Genomic DNA, 18,106 nt, shown 5'->3' on the forward strand with positions numbered 1-18,106 from the left:
AGACGTCGAACGGAGTGAGACGTCTCCGTCACTGCGAACGGTGAGCGTAGCGAGCCGTGAGCCGCGTGGGTTTCGAACGGAGTGAGACGTCTCCGTCACCGCGAACGGTGAGCGTAGCGAGCCGTGAGCCGCGGGGTTGTACGTTCCGTTCGGAACCCCAGTACGTGCAAACGGGGCGGAACGACCCACGAGCAGCGCCTGCGGAGAGCGAGTCGTTCCGGACGGCCGCGCGTACCCGTGAGCCACGACCGACGGCGAGCCGGCCCCCGTCGCCGCTTACGGTCCCCCATTGCCGCCTCGCTTCGTCGTGAGCCCGAGTCGGTCGAGCACCGGCGCCATCGTGAGGCCCTGGACGATGAGCGTGAAGGTCGCGATGCCGAAGGTGAGCGCCTGGAACTGCGCCGCTAGCCGGTCGGGGAACGCGGCGGGCAGGCCAAGCGCCAGCGCGAGCGGGATGGAGACGTGGATGCCGCCCCAGACGAGGACGTGCTGGTATGACAGCGGAATCGGGTCGATGGGCCCGCGGTTGAGCAGGCCGGTGAGCGGATAGACGACGACGGCCCGGGCCAGAAAGACCAGGACGATGGCGACGGCGATTGGCGCGGCCTCGTCGACGAGCACGCCGAACGGCGTCACCAGGCCGATAGTCAGGAACAGGAAGGTGTTCCCGATGAACGCCGCGGACTGCCAGGTGACGCGGAAGGTCAGGCGGGTATCGGCGCCGAGGGGGCTGTCCTCGCGGCGCTCGGCGATGAACAGCCCGGCGCTGACCACGGCGACGACGCCGCTCGTGGCCAGTGTCTCGCCGATGAGGAAGGCGCCGTACGCGAGGACAAAGGAGAGGATGACGGTCGTCAGTTCGTCGTCGAACGCGGCGATGACACGGTAGACGACGTAGCCAGAGACCGCGCCGACGAGTATCCCGCCACCCATCGCGACAGCGATGTCCGTCGCCAGTGTCGCGAGGAACGCTACCGGCTGGGGACCAAAGCCCGTGGGCTCCCCGAGGGCCTGTTCGCGCAGGACGACGTCGATGAAGCTGGTGTACAGCACGACCCCGACGCCGTCGTTGAGCATACTCTCGCCGTCGACGAGTATCGAGAGCCGCTCCGGCGCCCCGAGTTCCTCGAACAGCGGCAGGACGGCTACGGGGTCGGTCGGGAGGACGATAGTCGCAAAGAGGAGGCTCAACAGGAGGGGGAATCCGAGCGCGAGGTGGCCGACGGCGCCCAGCAGCGCGACGGACGCGAGGAGACCCACGACGGCGAGCCCGAGTATCGGTCCTACGTTCTCGGCGAACTCGTCGATGTTGACCCGCGAGGCACCCTGAAACAGTAGCGCGGGGACCAGCACCATGAGGATGAGTTCGCTCAACAGCTCGGTCGTCAGCCCGCTCTGGAATTCGAGGCCCAGCAGCGACACCGCCAGCCCGACGATGACCAGCGCGATGGTGTACGGGATGCGGGCGGAGGCGGCGGCGAAGGCAGCGATGGTACCGGCCAGCGCGAACAGGACGACCAGGTCAAGCAGGACCGCTTCGACGCCGGTGAACTCCATGGGCGTGGACGTTCGCCGCCACCTCGAAAGTGGATAGTGACGACTTGCCTGCGGGGTCTGTGCCGAGAGCTGACCCCTGGGCCGCCGCGGTCCCATCGCCGCCGGGCGGTACCGTCATCACAGCTGTCAGCGTAACTGACTGTATGGACACGCACAGCACAGCCACCGGATACTGCGGGAAACAGCCGGTCGGCGCCGGTAGCCACCGGGGGACGGGATGAACGGTGACGGCGCGGACGACTTCGACGCGACCGCGCCGGCGGCCAGCGAAGTCGCAAAGGAGGCGGCGACCGACACCGAGGCGTTCCTCTCGCTGATGCCCCACTACTACCGCGGCGAGGTGGCCCAGAGCGGGAACCTGCTCTCGCGGCTCGACCTCACCATCGACTGGGCAATCGTCGTCGTCACGGCGGTACTCGCGCTCGCGTTCCAGGGCGGCGACGTGGCCGCGTATCTGCTGCTCATCGGGATGCTGGGGGTCACGCTCTTTGCCCTCTTCGACGTCCGTCGCTACCGGACCTTCGACGCCAGTCGGGCCCGCGTCCGCGTGCTGGAGGAGAACCTCTTTGCGAACTCGCTCGACCCCGAGGAGGTGCCGATGGAGACCTGGCGAAGCGAACTCGCGGCCGACCTCCGGACGCCGACGTTCAAAGTGACCTACTGGGAAGCGCTCGCACGGCGGCTCCGGAAGGTGTACTTCCCGCTGTACGTCCTTCTCGGGGTCGCCTGGGCGTTTCGCATCTCGCTGTACACGCCCGGAGAGTCGTGGGTTGCCACCGCGTCGGTCCCGGGGCTCGCCGGAGAGGTCGTCGTGAGCGTCGTGGCCGTGTTCTTCCTCCTGTTGACTGTCTTCACGTTCTGGCCACGGCAGCGCCGCGCCCGCGGGGAGTTCCACGGGGAGGAGTCGGGCGACTGGAAGCGGTGAGGCCCGACGCGGTTCTCGCTCCCTCTGGTCGCGAGAACCGCGCTCACCAGACGACGTACAACATCGCGTAGACGACGATGCCCAGCGAGAACGAAATCAGCCACATCGTCGCGGCCACTTTCCCCGCTCGCGGGTGGTTCGTCCGTCCGAGCTGGGACACCGGATGGCTCGCGGCAAGGAGGAGCGTGTAGTAAACCGCGGGGATGGCGACGATAGCGAGCAGGATGTGGATGGCGAGCAGCGGGAAGTAGACGTACGTCTCGACGACGGCCGGGCCGGGGAAATCCGTCGGCCCGACCAGCGTAACGCGGTAGAGATAGAGGACGAGGAAGGCCACGAAGAGGCCGAACGCGCCGACCATCAACCGCCGGTGGCGCTCGACGTTCCCCCGCCGTATTGCCCTGACACCGGCGAGGATACTCACGATGGCAGCGGCGCTGATGAGGGCGTTGACCGTGGGTATCGCTTCGAGGACCGACTCGGGCGCTCGGGGGAGCAACACGGCGGGAATCGCCCCGCCGACCGCGCCAAACACCAGCGCCAGCGAGACGACCGTCAGTACGGCGGTGAGCGCCGGCACCTGCTCGCGTACGTCCAACATGGGCGTCCGTTAGCGACGCCCGATAAAGTGGGTTGTGAACCCCGTTTTCACCAGCGGTGGTGCAACATCGCGTAGACGAGTCCGGAGTCAGAGGTCGGGAGCCACAGCGCCGCGGCCACCGGTGTCAGGCCGGTCGAGCGAGGGCCGCCTGGGTCGCGTTCGCTTCTGTCGGCGTGGCCGTCGCGCCGTCCGCCGAGGCGTTCGAGTCGGCCGCCGTGCCGTTCGCTGGCGGCGCGTTCCCCTGGCGCTTGGCCAACCAGTCGTCGTAGTCGGACTGGTTCATCACGATGACGGTAGCCTGCATTCGGCTGTGGCCGGAGCCACACAGCTCGGCACAGTAGAGCCGGTAGGACCCGTTCTCGGTCGGTCTGGTGCGCGCAATCGTCTCCTGGCCGGGGAAGATGTCCTGTTTGACGCCGAACTCGGGGATATACAGCGAGTGTATCACGTCCGAGGAGGTCATCGTGAACCGGACGTCGGCCCCCTTCGGTAGCACCAGCCGTTCGCTGGTGGTGACGCCCGTGTCGCCGTAGGTGAACTGCCAGTCCCACTGGTAGGCCAGCACGTCGACCTCCAGTTGCTCACCCACGTCGTCGCCTGTCGTGTCCGCGGCGGCCGGCGAGATATACGGGTTCGCCAGCACGAAAAAGCCCGAGACGCCGACGAACACCAGGATGGCGCCGGTGGCGGCCGTCCAGGTTATCTCCAGGGCCGGGTCGTCGATGGTGGGTCGGGGGCTGTCGTTGTTGCGGAAGCGGTAGATGGCGTAGACGAGCGTCAGTTCGACGAACAGCGTCAACGGGAGCGCGACGTACAGCAACTGCTCGTTCAGCTCGTCGATGGCCGCCCGGTTGACCGACTGGGCGGCGGCGGGCGTGGTAAACACCACCGCACCGAGTGTGAGAACGCACAGGTAGGACAGGACGCGACTGAGACGCATTGGTCACAACTTACGGCGGGGGTATGATATAGCTTGGCCAGTCTACCCCCCCGTGTCATCGACAGACACCGCCCCCGTCGTCGCGTAGTTTTATGTCCGTGGCTCCGTGAGATTCGAGTAATGCTTTCCCCGACAGAAACGCTAACTACTGCGGCTCTCACGACGGCTCACCGATGATGAACCGTGCCGTCATCGAGGGGTCGGCCCTGGCGCTCCTCGCACTCGGTATCCTCACCCTCTGGTTCCGGGCCCGGTACAAGGCCCGTCCGGCCAGCGACGGCGGCTACCTCACCCGCGAGGAACTCCAGTTCGAACTCGGCCGCCTCCAGGACGAGGCGCTGCGCTGGCTGACGACGACGAACCACCGCGAAATCGGCATCCTCTACATCGTCTTTGGCACCGTCGCCGCCCTCTGGGGCGGGATGGACGCGATGATGCTCCGCACGGAACTGCTGACGCCGCCGGCGGACATCTGGACGCCCGAGACGTACAACGCCCTCTTTACCACCCACGGGCTGACGATGCTCATCTTCTTCGTCCTGCCCGTGTTCTTCGGCATCGGGAACTACTTCCTCCCGCTGCTCATCGGGGCCGACGACATGGCGTTCCCGCGGGTCAACGCCATCGGCTTCTGGCTGCTCCCGCCGGCCCTGCTGATGGCCCGCTTCGGTCTCCTCGTCCAGATCGGTGGCCAGGTGCTGGGCCTCTTTCTGCCCGAGGACTCCATCACCTTCTTCCTCTCCTTGCGCGAGGTCAGCGTCGGGTGGACGCTGTACGCGCCGCTGTCGGCCACCCAGCCCAACCCCCAGATAGACCTGCTGTTGCTCGGCCTGCACCTGAGCGGTATCGCGACGACGGTGGGCGCCATCAACTTCATCGCGACCGTCATCTACGAGCGGGCCGACGACGTCTCCTGGGGGAACCTGGACATCTTCTCCTGGAACATGATGGTCACCAGCAGCATCGCGCTGTTTGCCTTCCCGCTGCTTGGCAGCGCGCTCGTCATGTTGCTGCTGGACCGCAACCTCGGGACGACGTTCTTCGCGACCGGCGGCGGCGGCCCGGTGCTCTGGCAACACCTCTTCTGGTTCTGGGGCCACCCCGAGGTGTACATCCTCTTCCTGCCGGCGACGGGGCTGATGAGTCTCACGCTGCCGAAGTTCGTCGGCCGGAAGCTCTTTGGCTACCAGTTCATCGTCTACTCGACGCTGGGACTGGCCGTGCTCTCCTTTGGCGTCTGGGCCCACCACATGTTCACCTCCGGTGTCGACCCGCGGCTCAAGGCCTCGTTCATGGCGTTGTCTATCGCTATCGCCGTCCCGAGCGCCATCAAGGTGTTCAACTGGATTACGACGATGTGGGACGGCGACATCACGTTGAGCGCCCCCTTTATCCTCTGTGCCGGGGGTATCGGGACGTTCATCATCGGCGGCGTGACCGGCGTCTTCCTCGCGGTCATCCCCATCGACATCCTCTATCACGGCACGTACTACGTCGTCGGCCACTTCCACCTCATCGTCGTCGGCATCATCCCGATGATGATGATAGCGGCCAGCTACTACTGGTACCCCATCATGACCGGCCGGTGGTACGACCGACGGTTGGCGAAGTTCCAGTCAGGGTTGCTCATCACCGGCTCGTTCGTCACGTTCATGATTCTGCTGGTCATCGGCGGGCTCGGGCTGCCGCGCCGACAGGCCATCTACCCGCCGGAGTACCAGCTCGCCCAGCAGATAGCCACGGTCGGCGCCTACGTCATCGGCCTGGCGGCCGTGATGTGGCTCTACAACATGCTGGTGTCGTACTGGCGCGGCGACGTGGTCCAGTCGACCGACCCGTGGAACCTGAAGGCGACGAACCAGTTCACCCGCGAGTGGCAGTGGTTCGAGGACCGCATGGTCGAGAAGTACGACATGGAACGGGCCCAGCCCGAGACGACGCGGCGGGCCTACGCGCCCGAGATGGAGCCCATGGGGCTGCTGGGCGGGGTCGGCAGCGTCGCCCAGAACGTCTATCGGAACGCGTCCCTGGCCGCTATCTCCGGGTTCATCGGCACCTTCCTGATGACCGGCGGCATCGGGACGGCCATCGTCATCGGCGTGTTAGACCCCGCGTCGTTCGCCGAGATATCCGAACTGGTCGGACTGGGGACGAACCAGCTCGTCGGCGCCGGCCTGTTCCTCGTCGCCGGCACCGTCGTCTGGCCCCTCCTGTTCCTCTCGTTCCAGGAGTACCTGCCCGGCCGGCGCATGTTCGAGACCGGACTGGTGTTCGCGACGCTCATGGCGACCGGGTTCTCGGTGGCGTTCTACACCGACCAGTCCGGACTGGCGCTCGTTGGCTACCTCACCTTCGTCTTCGTCGCCCACTGGGCGTACGGCCTCGGACTGAGCGTCACGTTCCAGTTCCTCCGGTCGCGCCGAGGGGACGTGGGGGCCTGACATGGCGGACGAGTCAATCCTCTTTACCTACGTCGCGCCCTTCGTCGGCGTCCTGCTGGTCGCCGTCGGTATCGGCGGCGCCGTCCCCGGCGGCTACGCCATCATCCAGGAGGACATCACGGACTGTGACGAACCGACTATCGCCGTCGAGGGGGCCGAAGAGTCACCGCTGGCGTTCAACGAGACGGCGCCCAACCTGACGCGACTCCGGTACGAGGACCTCGCCGAGTCGGAGCAGGCGGCGTTCCGGTCGGCGCTTGAAGACCCCGTCGGGGAAGCCCGGGTGGCGGGCCCGTTCCCCAACCGTGACGCCTTCCAGAACGGGACCATCGTCACGTACGAGGGCGAGCGCCACTACGTCACCGTCGTCGCGGAGAACCCCTGCTTCGTCGCGCCGGCGCTGCAGTTCCCGCTCGGCGTCTTCGCCATCATCTTCGGCGTCGTCGGTATCCTCACGCCGCCAATCTACCGGAAGCTCATCGAACTGGAAGAGCGGGCGAACGTAGAATAGGAGGGCGTGGCGCCGGGACACTCGCTCGTCCACGGGACCCGGTCTCGACAGCAGTCTGCCTACGTCTCCTCGGTATCCATCGTTCGGCCCGACTCGATATGCTTGAACTTCGTCTCACCGCAGTCGGGACACGCGTCCGACAACGGCACCAGGTCCCCGCTCTCTTCGGTGGCTGTGACGAACTCGCCACAGGACTGACACATGACCATTATCAATTCCGACCACCTCCGTCCCCGGAGACGTTGTCTAGCCACGGTTCCACGAGGTCGGGCCTCAGATACCGGACGGTGTCACCGGAACTGTAGTCGAGGGCGCCGGCCGCTGCGAGCGCCGGGAGCGTCACGTGATGAAGCAGTATGTCTACACGGTCGGGCTCTGTAGCCCGCTCGTCGTGGTCCCGGACGAATCGTACGAGGTCGTCCACGTCTGCGGTCTCGGTCGAGTAGCGCCGGAAGTACCGACACACCAGCGGTGCGTAGGGGCGCGAGACCGCACGTAGCATCGGGTGCAGTTCGACGGGCGGGCCGTTCGTGATAGGTATCATCGTTCAGAGAGACGATACTGACCGGTGTCAGCAGTCTGTTTGATGTATTACACCACGACCGATTCAGGCATCTATATCAAGGTCATATATATACTTCAACCTTGCTGCTCCCCTTCGGTCCCGTCCGTCGGCGGTCCGAGAGCGTCCGCGGTGAGGCCGACCAGCGACTGCCGGAGGACCTTCTCGGCCGCGCGCCGGACACGCTCTGAGGCGGCCTGACGGCTGATTCCGACTTGCTCGGCGATTTCGCCAAGGTCCGTCTCGCGGGGGACCGAGAAATACCCCTGTTTGACCGCCCGCATCAGGACGTCTCGCTGCTCCGGCGTGAGTCCGAACCCGTACGTGAGACGGGACGACTCCTCGGGCGAGTAGACGCGCTCGATGGCGACCGGGTACTCGCCGGACTGGTAGAACTGGTGGAACTCCGTGAGCGCTTGGTGGTCCCGGAACCGTATCGTGAACGACCACTCGGCGTTGCCGTGGGCCGCCAGAATCGCGCCGCCCGCCTCGCAGACGCCGTTCAGGAACGACTCCCTGTCGGTGTACCACTCGACGTAGTAGAGGACGCTGTTGGCGCGGCGAAAGACGGCCTCGACGTGTTTCACCGCGTCGCTCTCTCTCAGGTGCCGTTCGAACTGGTCGAAGTCCTCGCCTATCGCCCACAGAAAGGGGATTCGCTCCTGTTTCAGCGGGATGAGCCGTTCGAGTTGCACCTGCATGTCCTCCCCGCCCCTCGTCGCGCGCCCGAACGGAAACGACTCGCCGGGCATCGAGAACTCGACGACGACGCTCATCGACGCGGCCGCTCCGGAGCAGGGGGTCGAAACGGGTGGTGGACTCTCGGTGCGTGCGACCGACTGCATCGACCGGGAGGAGGGCACATCTGTCATCTAATTGTACACTACCGCGGGTCACGGCTGGGGTTGCAAATAGAAGGTGTATATAAATCAGACTTCTATATAGCAGCCGATAGCCGCGAACGGTTCGGCGAGCAAGCCCTTCCGAACAGGTTCGCCCCGGTCACGACGCCCAGGGCCCGACTACACCGTCGCGCCGACGTACAGCGCCACCACGAGGAAAATCCAGACGGCGTCGACGAAGTGCCAGTACAGCGACGTCGTCCTGATGGCCGTGTCGTGGGCGGGCCCGAACTCGCCCCGCAGCGAGCGCGCCAGGGCGATGCCGATGAGCAACACGCCCAGCGCGACGTGGAGGCCGTGCAGGCCCGTCAGACCGTAGAAGGCGCTGCCCAGCACGCCCGTCGAGATGGAGAAGCCGTCGACGACGAGCAGTTCGTAGTACTCGTAGGCCTGTCCGCCCAGGAAGACGACACCCAGCGCGAACGTCGCCCCGAGGAGCCCGAGGAACTTCGTCCGGTCGCCGTCTTCCAGCGCCTCGTGTCCGTAGTGGATGGTGACGCTGCTAGCGACCAGCAGGGCCGTGTTGATGATGACCAGCGAGCCAAGCAGCGGCGGGAGGTGGTCGGGCGGCCAGAACTGCGCCGAGCGGATGAAGGCGTAGTAGATGAACCCGGCCGAGAACGTCGCCACGTCGGAGACGAGAAACAGAATCATCGTCGTCGTGTAGAGGTCGGCGCTCCCGCCGGCGTGACCCGCCCGCGGCGCGATAAAGGCCTCGAAGGCCCAGCCGAACAGGCCCGTCAGCAGTCCCAGGACGCCGACCCCGGCGAGGCCGGCGGGAACGAGCACGGGCACGAGGTCCTGGCCGACGAAGTAAAAGCCCGCCCCGAGGTACAGCATGCCGGCCCCGATGGCCGCGATGAGCGGCCAGCGGCTCCGGTGGTCGTGGTGCTCTCCGTCGTGGTCCTCCTCGGCGTGACCGCCTGCGCTGGTGAGCCAACCGGACATTGTCGTACTGTGGGGACGCTGTCGTTAAATAAGTGGCCGGGTGGCGGAGCGGGGCGGTGATGGAGCAGAGATACGAACGAGAACACTGCGGTGGACATCCGCGCAAGCGAAGCGAGACGCGGTACACCGGAATCGCCGTCGGTGATTCCGGCCCTTTTAGCGTAGCTCTTTGCGAGTGGGGGTGCCCGCAGGCCGCGAAGCGGCCGAGGACGCCTCCCGAAGCAAAAAGGACTACTGGAACGTCCGGCCGACCTTGTCTTCCTCCATGTCGGGTTCGGCCGTGTCGAAGCGCTGCTCTATCTCGTCGTAGCGTTCCTTGGTCTCGTCGGTGACGCTGGGGCCGACTTCGTCGAGCGCGTGTTCGAAGTGGTCCATCGTCACGCGGACGTTTCCGACCGAGTCGCCGATATCCTCGGGGTCGACGCTGTTGATGAACTCGCGGGTCGCGGCCATCGACGCCTCGCGGCAGACGGCCTCGATGTCGGCGCCGACGTAGCCGTCGGTCCGGCGGGCAAGCGAGTTCAGGTCGACGCCGTCGGCCAGCGGTTTGTCGCGGGTGTGGACCGCGAAGATGGCCCGGCGAGCCTCCTCGTCGGGCACCGGGACGTGGACGTGGCGGTCCAGTCGGCCCGGGCGCAGCAAGGCGCTGTCGATGAGGTCGGGCCGGTTCGTCGTCGCGACGACGACCACGTCCTCCATCTCCTCGATGCCGTCGAGTTCGGTCAGCAGCTGCGAGACGACCCGCTCGCCGACGCCGGAGTCGGTCTGGCCGCCGCCCCGTTCCGTGGCGATGGAGTCTATCTCGTCGAAGAACACCACCGTCGGGGCGTTCTCGCGGGCCTTCGCGAACACTTCGCGGACGCCCTTCTCGGATTCGCCGACGAACTTGTTCAGCAGTTCGGGCCCCTTCACGGAGATGAAGTTCGACTGAGCCTCGTTGGCGACGGCCTTCGCGAGCAGGGTCTTCCCCGTGCCCGGCGGGCCGTACAGCAGGACGCCCTTCGCGGCTTCGAGGTCCATCGCGTCGAAGACGGAGCCGTATTCGAGGGGCCACTGGATGGTCTCGCGGAGCCGTTCCTTGGTGTCTTCGAGCCCGCCGACCGAGTCCCAGGTGACTTCGGGCACCTCGACGAAGACCTCGCGGAGCGCGGAGGGCTCGATGCCCTTCATCGCGTCTTTGACGTCGTCGTCGTCAATCTCTAGCTTCTCGAGGACCTCGGCGTCTATCTCCTCGGATTCGAGGTCGAGTTCGGGGCGGATGCGCCGGAGCGCGTTCATCGCCGACTCCTTCGTGAGCGAGGCGAGGTCCGCACCGACGAAGCCGTGGGTGTTCTCGGCGTAGCTGTCGAGGTCGATCTCCTCGGAGAGGGGCATCCCGCGGGTGTGGACCTGCAGGATTTCCTTGCGGCCCTCCTTGTCCGGGACGCCGATTTCGATTTCGCGGTCGAAGCGACCACCGCGGCGCAGGGCGGGGTCGATGGCGTCGACGCGGTTGGTCGCGCCGATGACGATGACCTGCCCGCGCTCTTCGAGCCCGTCCATCAGCGAGAGCAGTTGGGCGACGACGCGGCGTTCCACGTCGCCCTGGGTCTCGCCGCGCTTGGGCGCGATGGAGTCTATCTCGTCGATGAAGACGATGGCCGGGGAGTTCTCCGAGGCCTCGTCGAAGACCTCACGCAGTTGCTCCTCGCTCTCGCCGTAGTACTTCGACATTATCTCCGGGCCGGAGATGGTGGTGAAGTACGCGTCTATCTCGTTGGCGACGGCTTTCGCCATGAGCGTCTTGCCGGTGCCCGGCGGGCCGTGGAGCAGGACACCCTTCGGCGGCTCGATGCCCAGTTGCTGGAACAGCTCGGGGTGGCGCATCGGCAGCTCTATCATCTCGCGGACCTGCTCCAGTTCGTCGTCGAGGCCGCCGATGTCCTCGTAGGTCACGTCGGGCGACTCGGGGCTGGCCGCGCCCTCGCCCTCGCGAATCTGCTCGGCGGGCTTCTCGCTGACCTGAATCTCGGTCTGGTCGGTGACGACCACGGTGCCCGAGGGGGCCGTCTCCGCGATGCGGAGCGGAATCTTCTGGCCCGACATCGAGGAGAGCGGCCCGAGGCCGAAGCTCACGGGGACGGTCTGGCCCTGCGTGACGGCCTGGCCGCTGAGGTTGTTGCGAATCATCGGCCCGACGTTCCCCCGAACGCGGAGGTTCTGGGGGAGCGCGACGGTCACGCTGGTCGCGGGCTTGACGTCGGCCTTCTCGACGGTCACCGAGTCGTCGATACCGACGCCGGCCTCCTGGCGGAGCTGGCCGTCGATACGGACGATTCCCTTGCCGTCGTCCTCGGGGTAGCCCGGCCACACGCGAGCGACGGCGCGGTTGCTCCCCTTGCCTTCGAGAACGATGTAGTCGCCGTTCTCTAGGTCCATCTCGTCCATCGCGGCCCGGTCGATGGCCGCGAGGCCACGACCCGCGTCCTTCTGTTTGAGTGGTTTGACAGTGAGTTTCATCTAGTGGTCCTCCTCGCCTGACAGTTCGATAGTGAGGACGCCGTTGTTGATAAACGCACGTGCGCCCTCCTCGGGCAGGGGCTGTTCGTACTGCTCGTCACCGGCGACGAGAATCACCGTGTCGTCCACGACATCCACGCTGGTGTCGTCGGCGACACCCACGTCCGCCGCGAGCACGACGCTGTCGTCGTACTCGAATCGGCGGACGGGCAGCTCGTCGAACAACTGTTGGTCTGTGTTCATCCTAACCACGAGTAAGTGCGATAAGTATTTAAAGCTTTCGCCAAAAACCGCCCTATAGCGGGGATTCTCGGTTTGTTGCTTGAATGCGGTTCACACTCTACGGTAGGTCTCGGGGGCCTTTATTCGCTACGCTCGCGTACGCAAGCGCGTGGAGACAGTAGAACATCACGGGCGAACAACAGCGTACCGAACTGTCACCGGCGACGGCTCGGGGCCGGTGACGCTGTACGTCCACGGGAGCGGCGCGACACACCGGCCCTGGAGCCGCCAGTACGCGCCCGGCGGGCCGGCACACCCCGCCGTCGCGCTCGACCTGAGCGGCCACGGCGACTCGGGAGACGTGACGACTGCCCCGGGAAGGGAGACGCTCGACGCCTACGCCGAGGACGTGGTCGCCGTCGCGCGGGCCGTCGACGCGACGGTTCTGGTCGGCAACTCTCTGGGCGGTGCGGTCGCCCAGTGGGTCGCCCTGGAGACCGACTGGGACCCCGACGCGCTCGTGCTAGCTGGCACCGGACCGGCGCTGCCGGTCTTCGACGGGCTCCTGGCGTGGCTCGACGACGACTTCGAGCGCGCCGTCCAGTTCCTCCACGGGCGCGACCGGCTGTTTCACGCGACCGACGAGTCGCTGCTGGCCCCCTCACGCGAGCAGTTGCGGGCCGTCGGTCGTCGCGTCACCCGCCGGGACTTCCGGACCTGCGACTACTTCGACGTGCGCGAGCGACTCCCTGCGGTCGAGGCCCCGACGCTGGCGCTGTGTGGGGAACACGACAGGCTCACCCCGAGGCGCTACCACGAGACGCTCGCCCGGGAACTCCCGCGCGGCGAGTTCGCCGTCGTGCCCGACGCCGCCCACCTGGCGATGCTGGAGCGGCCGGCGGCGTTCAACCGCGCCGTCGAGGGGTTTCTCGACGACGCGGTCGACGGCTACTCGGCCCGGTAGTAGCGCGGGCCCAGCGCGAAAAACAGCAGCGCGATGACGAGCATGAGTCGCGGCGCCGCGCGACCGAAGGCGGTCGGGGCGACGACGGCCCCGAAGAGGACGACGCCCATCGGCCCGACCGTCTTCACTCCCGGCTTCGGGTAGTCGAACGGGGAGACCTGCGCGACCGCGAGGAGGGTCGCGCCGACGGCGACGACGAGGGGGTCGGTGACACCGGCCAGGTAGGCCGTCGCCAGCAGTATCGCCCCGAGCGAGTTCGGCATCCCCGGCCGTTCCTCGGCGCCGTCGAAGTAGGTCGTGTAGAACGCCGTCCGGAGGATGGAGAAGACGGCGTACAGCGAGGCGACGACCACGAGTCCGACGGTCGCGACGGGCGCGGCGTCGCCGTAGCCCGACTGCAAGACCACGTAGACGAACAGGCTGGGCGTGACTCCGAACGAGAGCACGTCCGTGATGGAGTCGAGCAGCGGTCCGACCTCGGAGCTCTCCCCGTTGCGGGCGGCGATGCCGTCGAGCGCGTCGACGATGACCGACAGGAGGACGAGCCTCGCGGCCAACTGGAGGTCGGTAAAGGCCACCACCCCGGCGGCGAACCCGACGACAGCGTTACACAGCGTCACGGCGTCGGCTCGGCTGAGTCGGCGATGCACCCTGAAGCCCATGGTTGGCGGTGGACCACCGACTACATGAAAGAGTCGAAAGCCACTCGCCGTCGGGCTCACACCGTCGTGTCCCAAGAATTGACAGTCGTATCTACATAAATTATTTATGGGTAACCGCGAATCAGGGGTACCAAGGGGACAGTCTATGTGGGGAAACGCCTGTGGGCCGTCGAGTGGGGTAATCCGTAGTGAGTCGTAACGAGGACGTACTTCCGGGGGAACTGTCGCTGGACCAGGGGACACAGCTCCTGCTGTCGCTCTCCTCGATGCAGTCCCCAGTCGCCCACCTGCCGGCCGACGCGACACGTAACCTCATCGTGGTCTCCTCGGAGCCGCCGGCGGCCGTCGCGGACCGCCTGGCGGACGCCGGCGCTGACCTCGACGCCGTTGCGCACATCCCCATCTCGGGTGCCGAGACGGAGTACGACGGCCCGATGTGGACCTGTGACGCGCTCGTCCCGGACGACCTGACCGGACTGAGCATGCGCCTCTCGAGGGCCTTCGAGGCGCTCGGCGCCGGCGGCTACCTCCTCGTCGAGAATCTCAACGTCTTCCTCATGTACGCGGCCCAGGCCCGCGTGGTCCGCTTCCTCGACCACCTGACCGGACTGGCCGAAGACCACGACATCACCGGCATCTACACGCTGGTCGGCGACGCCGTGGCCGACGAGACGTACGACCGACTCAGGCTGAGCGTCGACACCGACGTGGACCGTCGCTGACTGACCGACCTACGATACCTCGTTGCCAGCGTCGGCGGTCGCATCGTCCGTCGAGCGGTCCGAGGCCTCGCTGCGCTCTATCGCCCGGCGGCGGAGTCCGACGTTCATCTGTTCGAACCCGCGGCGAATCCGCCGTTCGAACCGCCGGACGACCGGCCCCGCCATCGCGCCGCTGAACTGTTCGGTCTGGACGAACCGCGTCCCGCCGCCGTCGAGTGGCGCCAGCAGGAACGCGTGTTCGGCCTCGATACCGAACAGCCGCGAGCGCCACCGCAGCGCCCGTTCGGGCTCGACGGCGGTAATCTCGGGCGAGATGGGGACCGTCGGGAGGCCCGGAACGGAGAGCCTGACGGCGACGGTCTCGCCGACCGCGTACTCGCCGCGGACCGAGAGCAGCGTGTTCCACTGCGGGTAGGCCTCGGTGTCGGTCAACACCGACCAGACGATTTCGGGGGCGGCGGGAACGTCGACGGAGACGCTGACCTCGGGCATCGCCCTGTATATGGGCCGAGTCAGCAAAAGTCCCCGGCCCGGCCACAGTCAGGGTCCCGGCCGAGGACGCCCGTCTGACGCGCCTTCAACATTTAATACCCGCCCGGTACTGGACAGGGGTATGGAAACGGAGAAGATTCCCCAGGAGATAACGACGCTGGTGGGGCGGGAAGTGTACTCGAAGAACGGGGTTTTCGTCGGCGAGGTCGAGGATATCCGGCTCGACCTGGACCGACAGACGGTCACCGGACTGGCGCTGCATCAACTGAACACGGAGCTGTTCGACGCCGAGGCCCGCAGCGCTCGCGGGGTCATCATCCCGTACCGGTGGGTCCAGGCCGTCGGCGACGTGGTCATCGTCAACGACATCGTCGAACGGCTCCACCAGCCCGACGAAGAGACCGACGAGGAAGAGGTCCCGGCCTAGTTCCCGTTCGACCCCTCGCCGCTGTCGACGCCCATCGCCTCGAACAGTTTTCGCTTCACGGCCTCCTCCGTTAGCTCCAGCAACGTGTCGCGGTTGTCGTCCGAGGTGTCCAGCCCGGTGAAGATACCGAGCGGAATCTCGACGCTCGCGTCCGTCGAGTGGCCCGCCGTCTCGCCCATCCCGCCGAAGGCGTCGGCGAGCACTTTCCCGATGTTCATGCGGATGTCTTTCGAGCGAGCCGCGAGATAGATGGTGTCGTCGGCGATGGCGAAGACGGCCGTCGTGGTGATACCCTCCAGGTTGAGGAGGTGCTGAGCGGCCTGTGAGAGAGCGTCCCGGTCGCGGATGAAACCCGCGTTCGAGACGAGGTGGCTCCCCTGGACCTCGCGGTTCCGGATGGCCTCGGCCAGCACGTCCAGCGTCTCGGGACTCATCGACGGCGACTCGACCTGCTCCAGGGTGTCGTGGTCGGCGAAGGGGTAGAGGTAGGCGGCTGCGGTGAGGTCCGCGGGCGTCGTGTCGCGCTTGAAATCCAGCGTCTCGGCGCGGATGCCGTACAGGAGCGCCGTGGCGACCGTCTGGTCGAGCGTGAGGTCCAGTTCCTGGATGTACTTCGTGAGGATAGTGGAGGTGGCCGAGACGTTCGGACGGATGTCGGAGAAGGCGGCGTCGTACTCCTCGTCGTGCTCGTAGTGGTCGATGACGATGTCGATGTCGTTGACGCTCACCTCGCCGCCCTTCGCGACGTCGACCAGGGCGAAGGTGTCGAACTCCGACAGTTCGACTTCTTCGCGGGAGGCCAGCTCGATACCCAGCAGATTCACGAACGCCCGGTTCTCCTGGTGGCCGATTTCGCCCTCGTAGATGATGTCGGCCTCGACGTCCCGGCTCTCCGCGATAGCACGCAGTGCGGCCGCAGAGGCGATGGAGTCCGGGTCCGGCGAGCGGTGGATGAGAATCGCCATCCGCTCTTCCGTGGCGTCGATGACGTCGCCGAGCTGGGACGCTTTGTACTCCAGTTCGCCCGTCTCCAGTGCCCGCAGCGCGGAGTCGGCGATGACCGCCGAGGGGTTGATGACCACGTCCGCGCCGAGGTCGGTCAACTCGTCGGCCGAGACGGGGTCGTCCGCGCGGGCGACGATGAACTGGTCGCCGTCGGCCGCGCGGATGTTGCGCACTGCCTCGGCGTTGGCTGTCACGTCCGGTGACATGATGAGGATGACGTCCCGGTCGTAGACGGTCTCGGCGACGTGTTCGTCCGCGATGTCGGCCTGCTGGGCGTTCAGGTCCTGGTCGCGGAGTGCCTCGACACGCCCCTCGTCGGCGTCCATGATGAGCACGTCCTTCCCTTCGTCTACGAGTTCCTCGGCGACGGCGTGTCCCACGCTCCCGCACCCGAGGATGGCGTAGGTAGACATCGACGCCATCGTAATACCACTGGCAGCACTCATTGGCAAGCAGTGTGGCCGGCACACACTTATATTACACCGTCTCCGCGGGCCGTCGCCATACCCGGACGGGACTACGACCTTGATTGTGACTGAACGGGGCCAAAACCCAGGATTAGGGATTTGTTACCGTTTTCGCGTAGAGTAGTAAGTACTATATGAGTGTAAATAAACACAAGACCATAATGTCCGGAGATATTACACGACGAAAGCTGATGAAAATGGGTGCGGGGACGGCCGCTCTGGGGGCGGTCGGTAGCCTGTCGGGATGTAGCGCGATTCGGGACCTCGTCCCCGGCGGTGGTGGTGGTCTCGGCAAGTTCACGAACTGGGTCTACGAGCCCGACACGTTCGAGAGCGACCAGGAGCGTCTCAACAACGATGCGGTCAGTTACAAGTCGATGCTCTCGAACAAGGGCAAACTGAACGACTTCCGCCGACTGAGCATCCTGGGGACGGACTACCCCAAACTCGGTATCGACGTCGAGGACGTCGGAATGGAACTGAACCTGCCCGAGGGCCGGGTCATAACTGGCTCGTTCGACACGGAGACGGTCAAGACGGAACTCACCGCCAGTCAGCCGAGCACACCGACCGCGCCGGCCCAGAACATGGGCGGGAGCGTCGGCAGCACGGAGTACGAGTCCGACGGGACCTACAACGACTACGAGATTTTCGTCCAGTCCGAACCCGACGAGTCGCCGGACGCGGTGGCTCTCGGCGACGGCACCATCGTCGACGCCCGCCGCGCGGCGAACCGGACCAACGACTCCGACCCGGTCGGGGCACCGGACGTCGCCGAGGGAATCATCGACACCGGCACGAACGGCGACGACCGCCTCGTCGACGGCGACGACACGTTCAAGACCCTCACCGACAAGCTCAACAGCGGTGCCAGGGTCAACTTCGAACTGCTGGAGAACCCCGTCGGCTCCGACGACGGCGGGAACGAGAACATCCCGACCAGCGACTTCGACGGCCTCGTCGCCTCCGGCCGCTCCGTCAGCATCAACGGCGGGACGACGAAGTTCCAGTGGGTCTTCGTCTACGACAGCGAGGGCGACGTCAACGAGAGCGACGTCAACGAGTGGGTCGAGGCGAACAACACCGGTGACGGCTCGCTCTCCAACGTCAACAACATCACCGTCAACACGAACAGTAACACGGCCACCGTGACGGGCAAGCAGCCGACCTTCGAGTACTGACTCGGGTCGCTCGCAGTGAGGACACCGGCGCCGTGGACGCCTTTCCGCCGCCCGTCCTGTGACTACACCGACATCCGG

The 18,106-nt window shown here is 66.2% G+C and carries 19 protein-coding genes; 7 read left to right on the forward strand and 12 right to left on the reverse strand.

Annotated features, from left to right (window positions below; all coding sequences use genetic code 11):
• Positions 1–276: 276 nt before the first annotated feature.
• Positions 277–1,557 (reverse strand): cation:proton antiporter, encoded by a 1,281-nt coding sequence (locus NDI86_RS13980; RefSeq protein WP_310901054.1) that lies wholly within the window; start codon positions 1,555–1,557, stop codon positions 277–279.
• A 217-nt stretch (positions 1,558–1,774) separates the two neighbouring features.
• Between NDI86_RS13980 and NDI86_RS13985 the strand changes: the two genes are divergently transcribed.
• Positions 1,775–2,482, forward strand: a complete 708-nt coding sequence (locus NDI86_RS13985; RefSeq protein ID WP_310901055.1) for a DUF2270 domain-containing protein — start codon at positions 1,775–1,777, stop codon at positions 2,480–2,482.
• A 43-nt stretch (positions 2,483–2,525) separates the two neighbouring features.
• On the opposite strand, the gene NDI86_RS13990 is transcribed toward NDI86_RS13985, so the two are convergent.
• Entirely contained in the window at positions 2,526–3,083 is a 558-nt protein-coding gene (locus NDI86_RS13990) for a DUF420 domain-containing protein (RefSeq protein WP_310901056.1), read from the reverse strand.
• Positions 3,084–3,207: 124 nt separating this feature from the next.
• Entirely contained in the window at positions 3,208–4,023 is an 816-nt protein-coding gene (coxB, locus tag NDI86_RS13995) for a cytochrome c oxidase subunit II (RefSeq protein ID WP_310901057.1), read from the reverse strand.
• A gap of 173 nt (positions 4,024–4,196) precedes the next feature.
• Between coxB and NDI86_RS14000 the strand changes: the two genes are divergently transcribed.
• A complete protein-coding gene (locus tag NDI86_RS14000) occupies positions 4,197–6,464 on the forward strand; it encodes a DUF6789 family protein (RefSeq protein ID WP_310901058.1) in 2,268 nt (755 codons plus the stop codon).
• A gap of 1 nt (position 6,465) precedes the next feature.
• Positions 6,466–6,975, forward strand: a complete 510-nt coding sequence (locus NDI86_RS14005; protein WP_310901059.1) for a DUF7979 domain-containing protein — start codon at positions 6,466–6,468, stop codon at positions 6,973–6,975.
• Between the two features lie 59 nt (positions 6,976–7,034).
• Here the strand turns inward: NDI86_RS14005 and NDI86_RS14010 are convergent, their stop codons facing one another.
• The 6 genes from NDI86_RS14010 to NDI86_RS14035 all read right to left on the reverse strand — a co-directional run bounded on the left by NDI86_RS14010 (position 7,035) and on the right by NDI86_RS14035 (position 12,129).
• Positions 7,035–7,184, reverse strand: coding sequence for a hypothetical protein (locus tag NDI86_RS14010; protein ID WP_310901060.1), 150 nt, complete (start codon positions 7,182–7,184; stop codon positions 7,035–7,037).
• A gap of 2 nt (positions 7,185–7,186) precedes the next feature.
• Positions 7,187–7,519, reverse strand: coding sequence for a hypothetical protein (locus NDI86_RS14015; protein WP_310901061.1), 333 nt, complete (start codon positions 7,517–7,519; stop codon positions 7,187–7,189).
• A 95-nt stretch (positions 7,520–7,614) separates the two neighbouring features.
• Entirely contained in the window at positions 7,615–8,313 is a 699-nt protein-coding gene (locus tag NDI86_RS14020; protein WP_310901062.1) for a helix-turn-helix domain-containing protein, read from the reverse strand.
• Positions 8,314–8,559: 246 nt separating this feature from the next.
• The gene (locus tag NDI86_RS14025; RefSeq protein WP_310901063.1) at positions 8,560–9,387 is read right to left on the reverse strand and encodes a cytochrome c oxidase subunit 3; all 828 of its coding nucleotides are present in this window, start codon (positions 9,385–9,387) and stop codon (positions 8,560–8,562) included.
• Positions 9,388–9,618: 231 nt separating this feature from the next.
• Positions 9,619–11,886: a CDC48 family AAA ATPase gene (locus tag NDI86_RS14030; protein WP_310901064.1), complete on the reverse strand. Its 2,268-nt coding sequence runs from the start codon at positions 11,884–11,886 to the stop codon at positions 9,619–9,621.
• On the reverse strand, positions 11,887–12,129 hold the full coding sequence (locus NDI86_RS14035; RefSeq protein WP_310901065.1) for a DUF7127 family protein: 243 nt from the start codon (positions 12,127–12,129) through the stop codon (positions 11,887–11,889).
• 148 nt (positions 12,130–12,277) lie between these two features.
• Between NDI86_RS14035 and NDI86_RS14040 the strand changes: the two genes are divergently transcribed.
• The gene (locus tag NDI86_RS14040) at positions 12,278–13,072 is read left to right on the forward strand and encodes an alpha/beta fold hydrolase (RefSeq protein WP_310901066.1); all 795 of its coding nucleotides are present in this window, start codon (positions 12,278–12,280) and stop codon (positions 13,070–13,072) included.
• Here the strand turns inward: NDI86_RS14040 and NDI86_RS14045 are convergent.
• On the reverse strand, positions 13,057–13,734 hold the full coding sequence (locus NDI86_RS14045; protein WP_310901067.1) for a protein sorting system archaetidylserine synthase: 678 nt from the start codon (positions 13,732–13,734) through the stop codon (positions 13,057–13,059). The genes NDI86_RS14040 and NDI86_RS14045 overlap by 16 nt on opposite strands.
• 188 nt (positions 13,735–13,922) lie before the next feature.
• Between NDI86_RS14045 and NDI86_RS14050 the strand changes: the two genes are divergently transcribed.
• The gene (locus NDI86_RS14050; RefSeq protein WP_310901068.1) at positions 13,923–14,456 is read left to right on the forward strand and encodes a DUF7504 family protein; all 534 of its coding nucleotides are present in this window, start codon (positions 13,923–13,925) and stop codon (positions 14,454–14,456) included.
• A 9-nt stretch (positions 14,457–14,465) separates the two neighbouring features.
• On the opposite strand, the gene NDI86_RS14055 is transcribed toward NDI86_RS14050, so the two are convergent.
• A complete protein-coding gene (locus NDI86_RS14055; protein WP_310901069.1) occupies positions 14,466–14,948 on the reverse strand; it encodes an SRPBCC domain-containing protein in 483 nt (160 codons plus the stop codon).
• Positions 14,949–15,069: 121 nt separating this feature from the next.
• Between NDI86_RS14055 and NDI86_RS14060 the strand changes: the two genes are divergently transcribed.
• Complete coding sequence (locus NDI86_RS14060; RefSeq protein WP_310901070.1) at positions 15,070–15,375, forward strand: PRC-barrel domain-containing protein; 306 nt, start codon at positions 15,070–15,072, stop codon at positions 15,373–15,375.
• Here NDI86_RS14060 and NDI86_RS14065 read toward each other — a convergent pair.
• On the reverse strand, positions 15,372–16,826 hold the full coding sequence (locus NDI86_RS14065; protein ID WP_310901071.1) for a DHH family phosphoesterase: 1,455 nt from the start codon (positions 16,824–16,826) through the stop codon (positions 15,372–15,374). The genes NDI86_RS14060 and NDI86_RS14065 overlap by 4 nt on opposite strands.
• 212 nt (positions 16,827–17,038) lie before the next feature.
• Between NDI86_RS14065 and NDI86_RS14070 the strand changes: the two genes are divergently transcribed.
• Positions 17,039–18,028: a hypothetical protein gene (locus NDI86_RS14070; RefSeq protein ID WP_310901072.1), complete on the forward strand. Its 990-nt coding sequence runs from the start codon at positions 17,039–17,041 to the stop codon at positions 18,026–18,028.
• Positions 18,029–18,106 lie beyond the last annotated feature (78 nt).

The sequence above is a fragment of the Haloarcula onubensis genome (assembly GCF_031624605.1).
Lineage (GTDB): Archaea > Halobacteriota > Halobacteria > Halobacteriales > Haloarculaceae > Haloarcula > Haloarcula onubensis.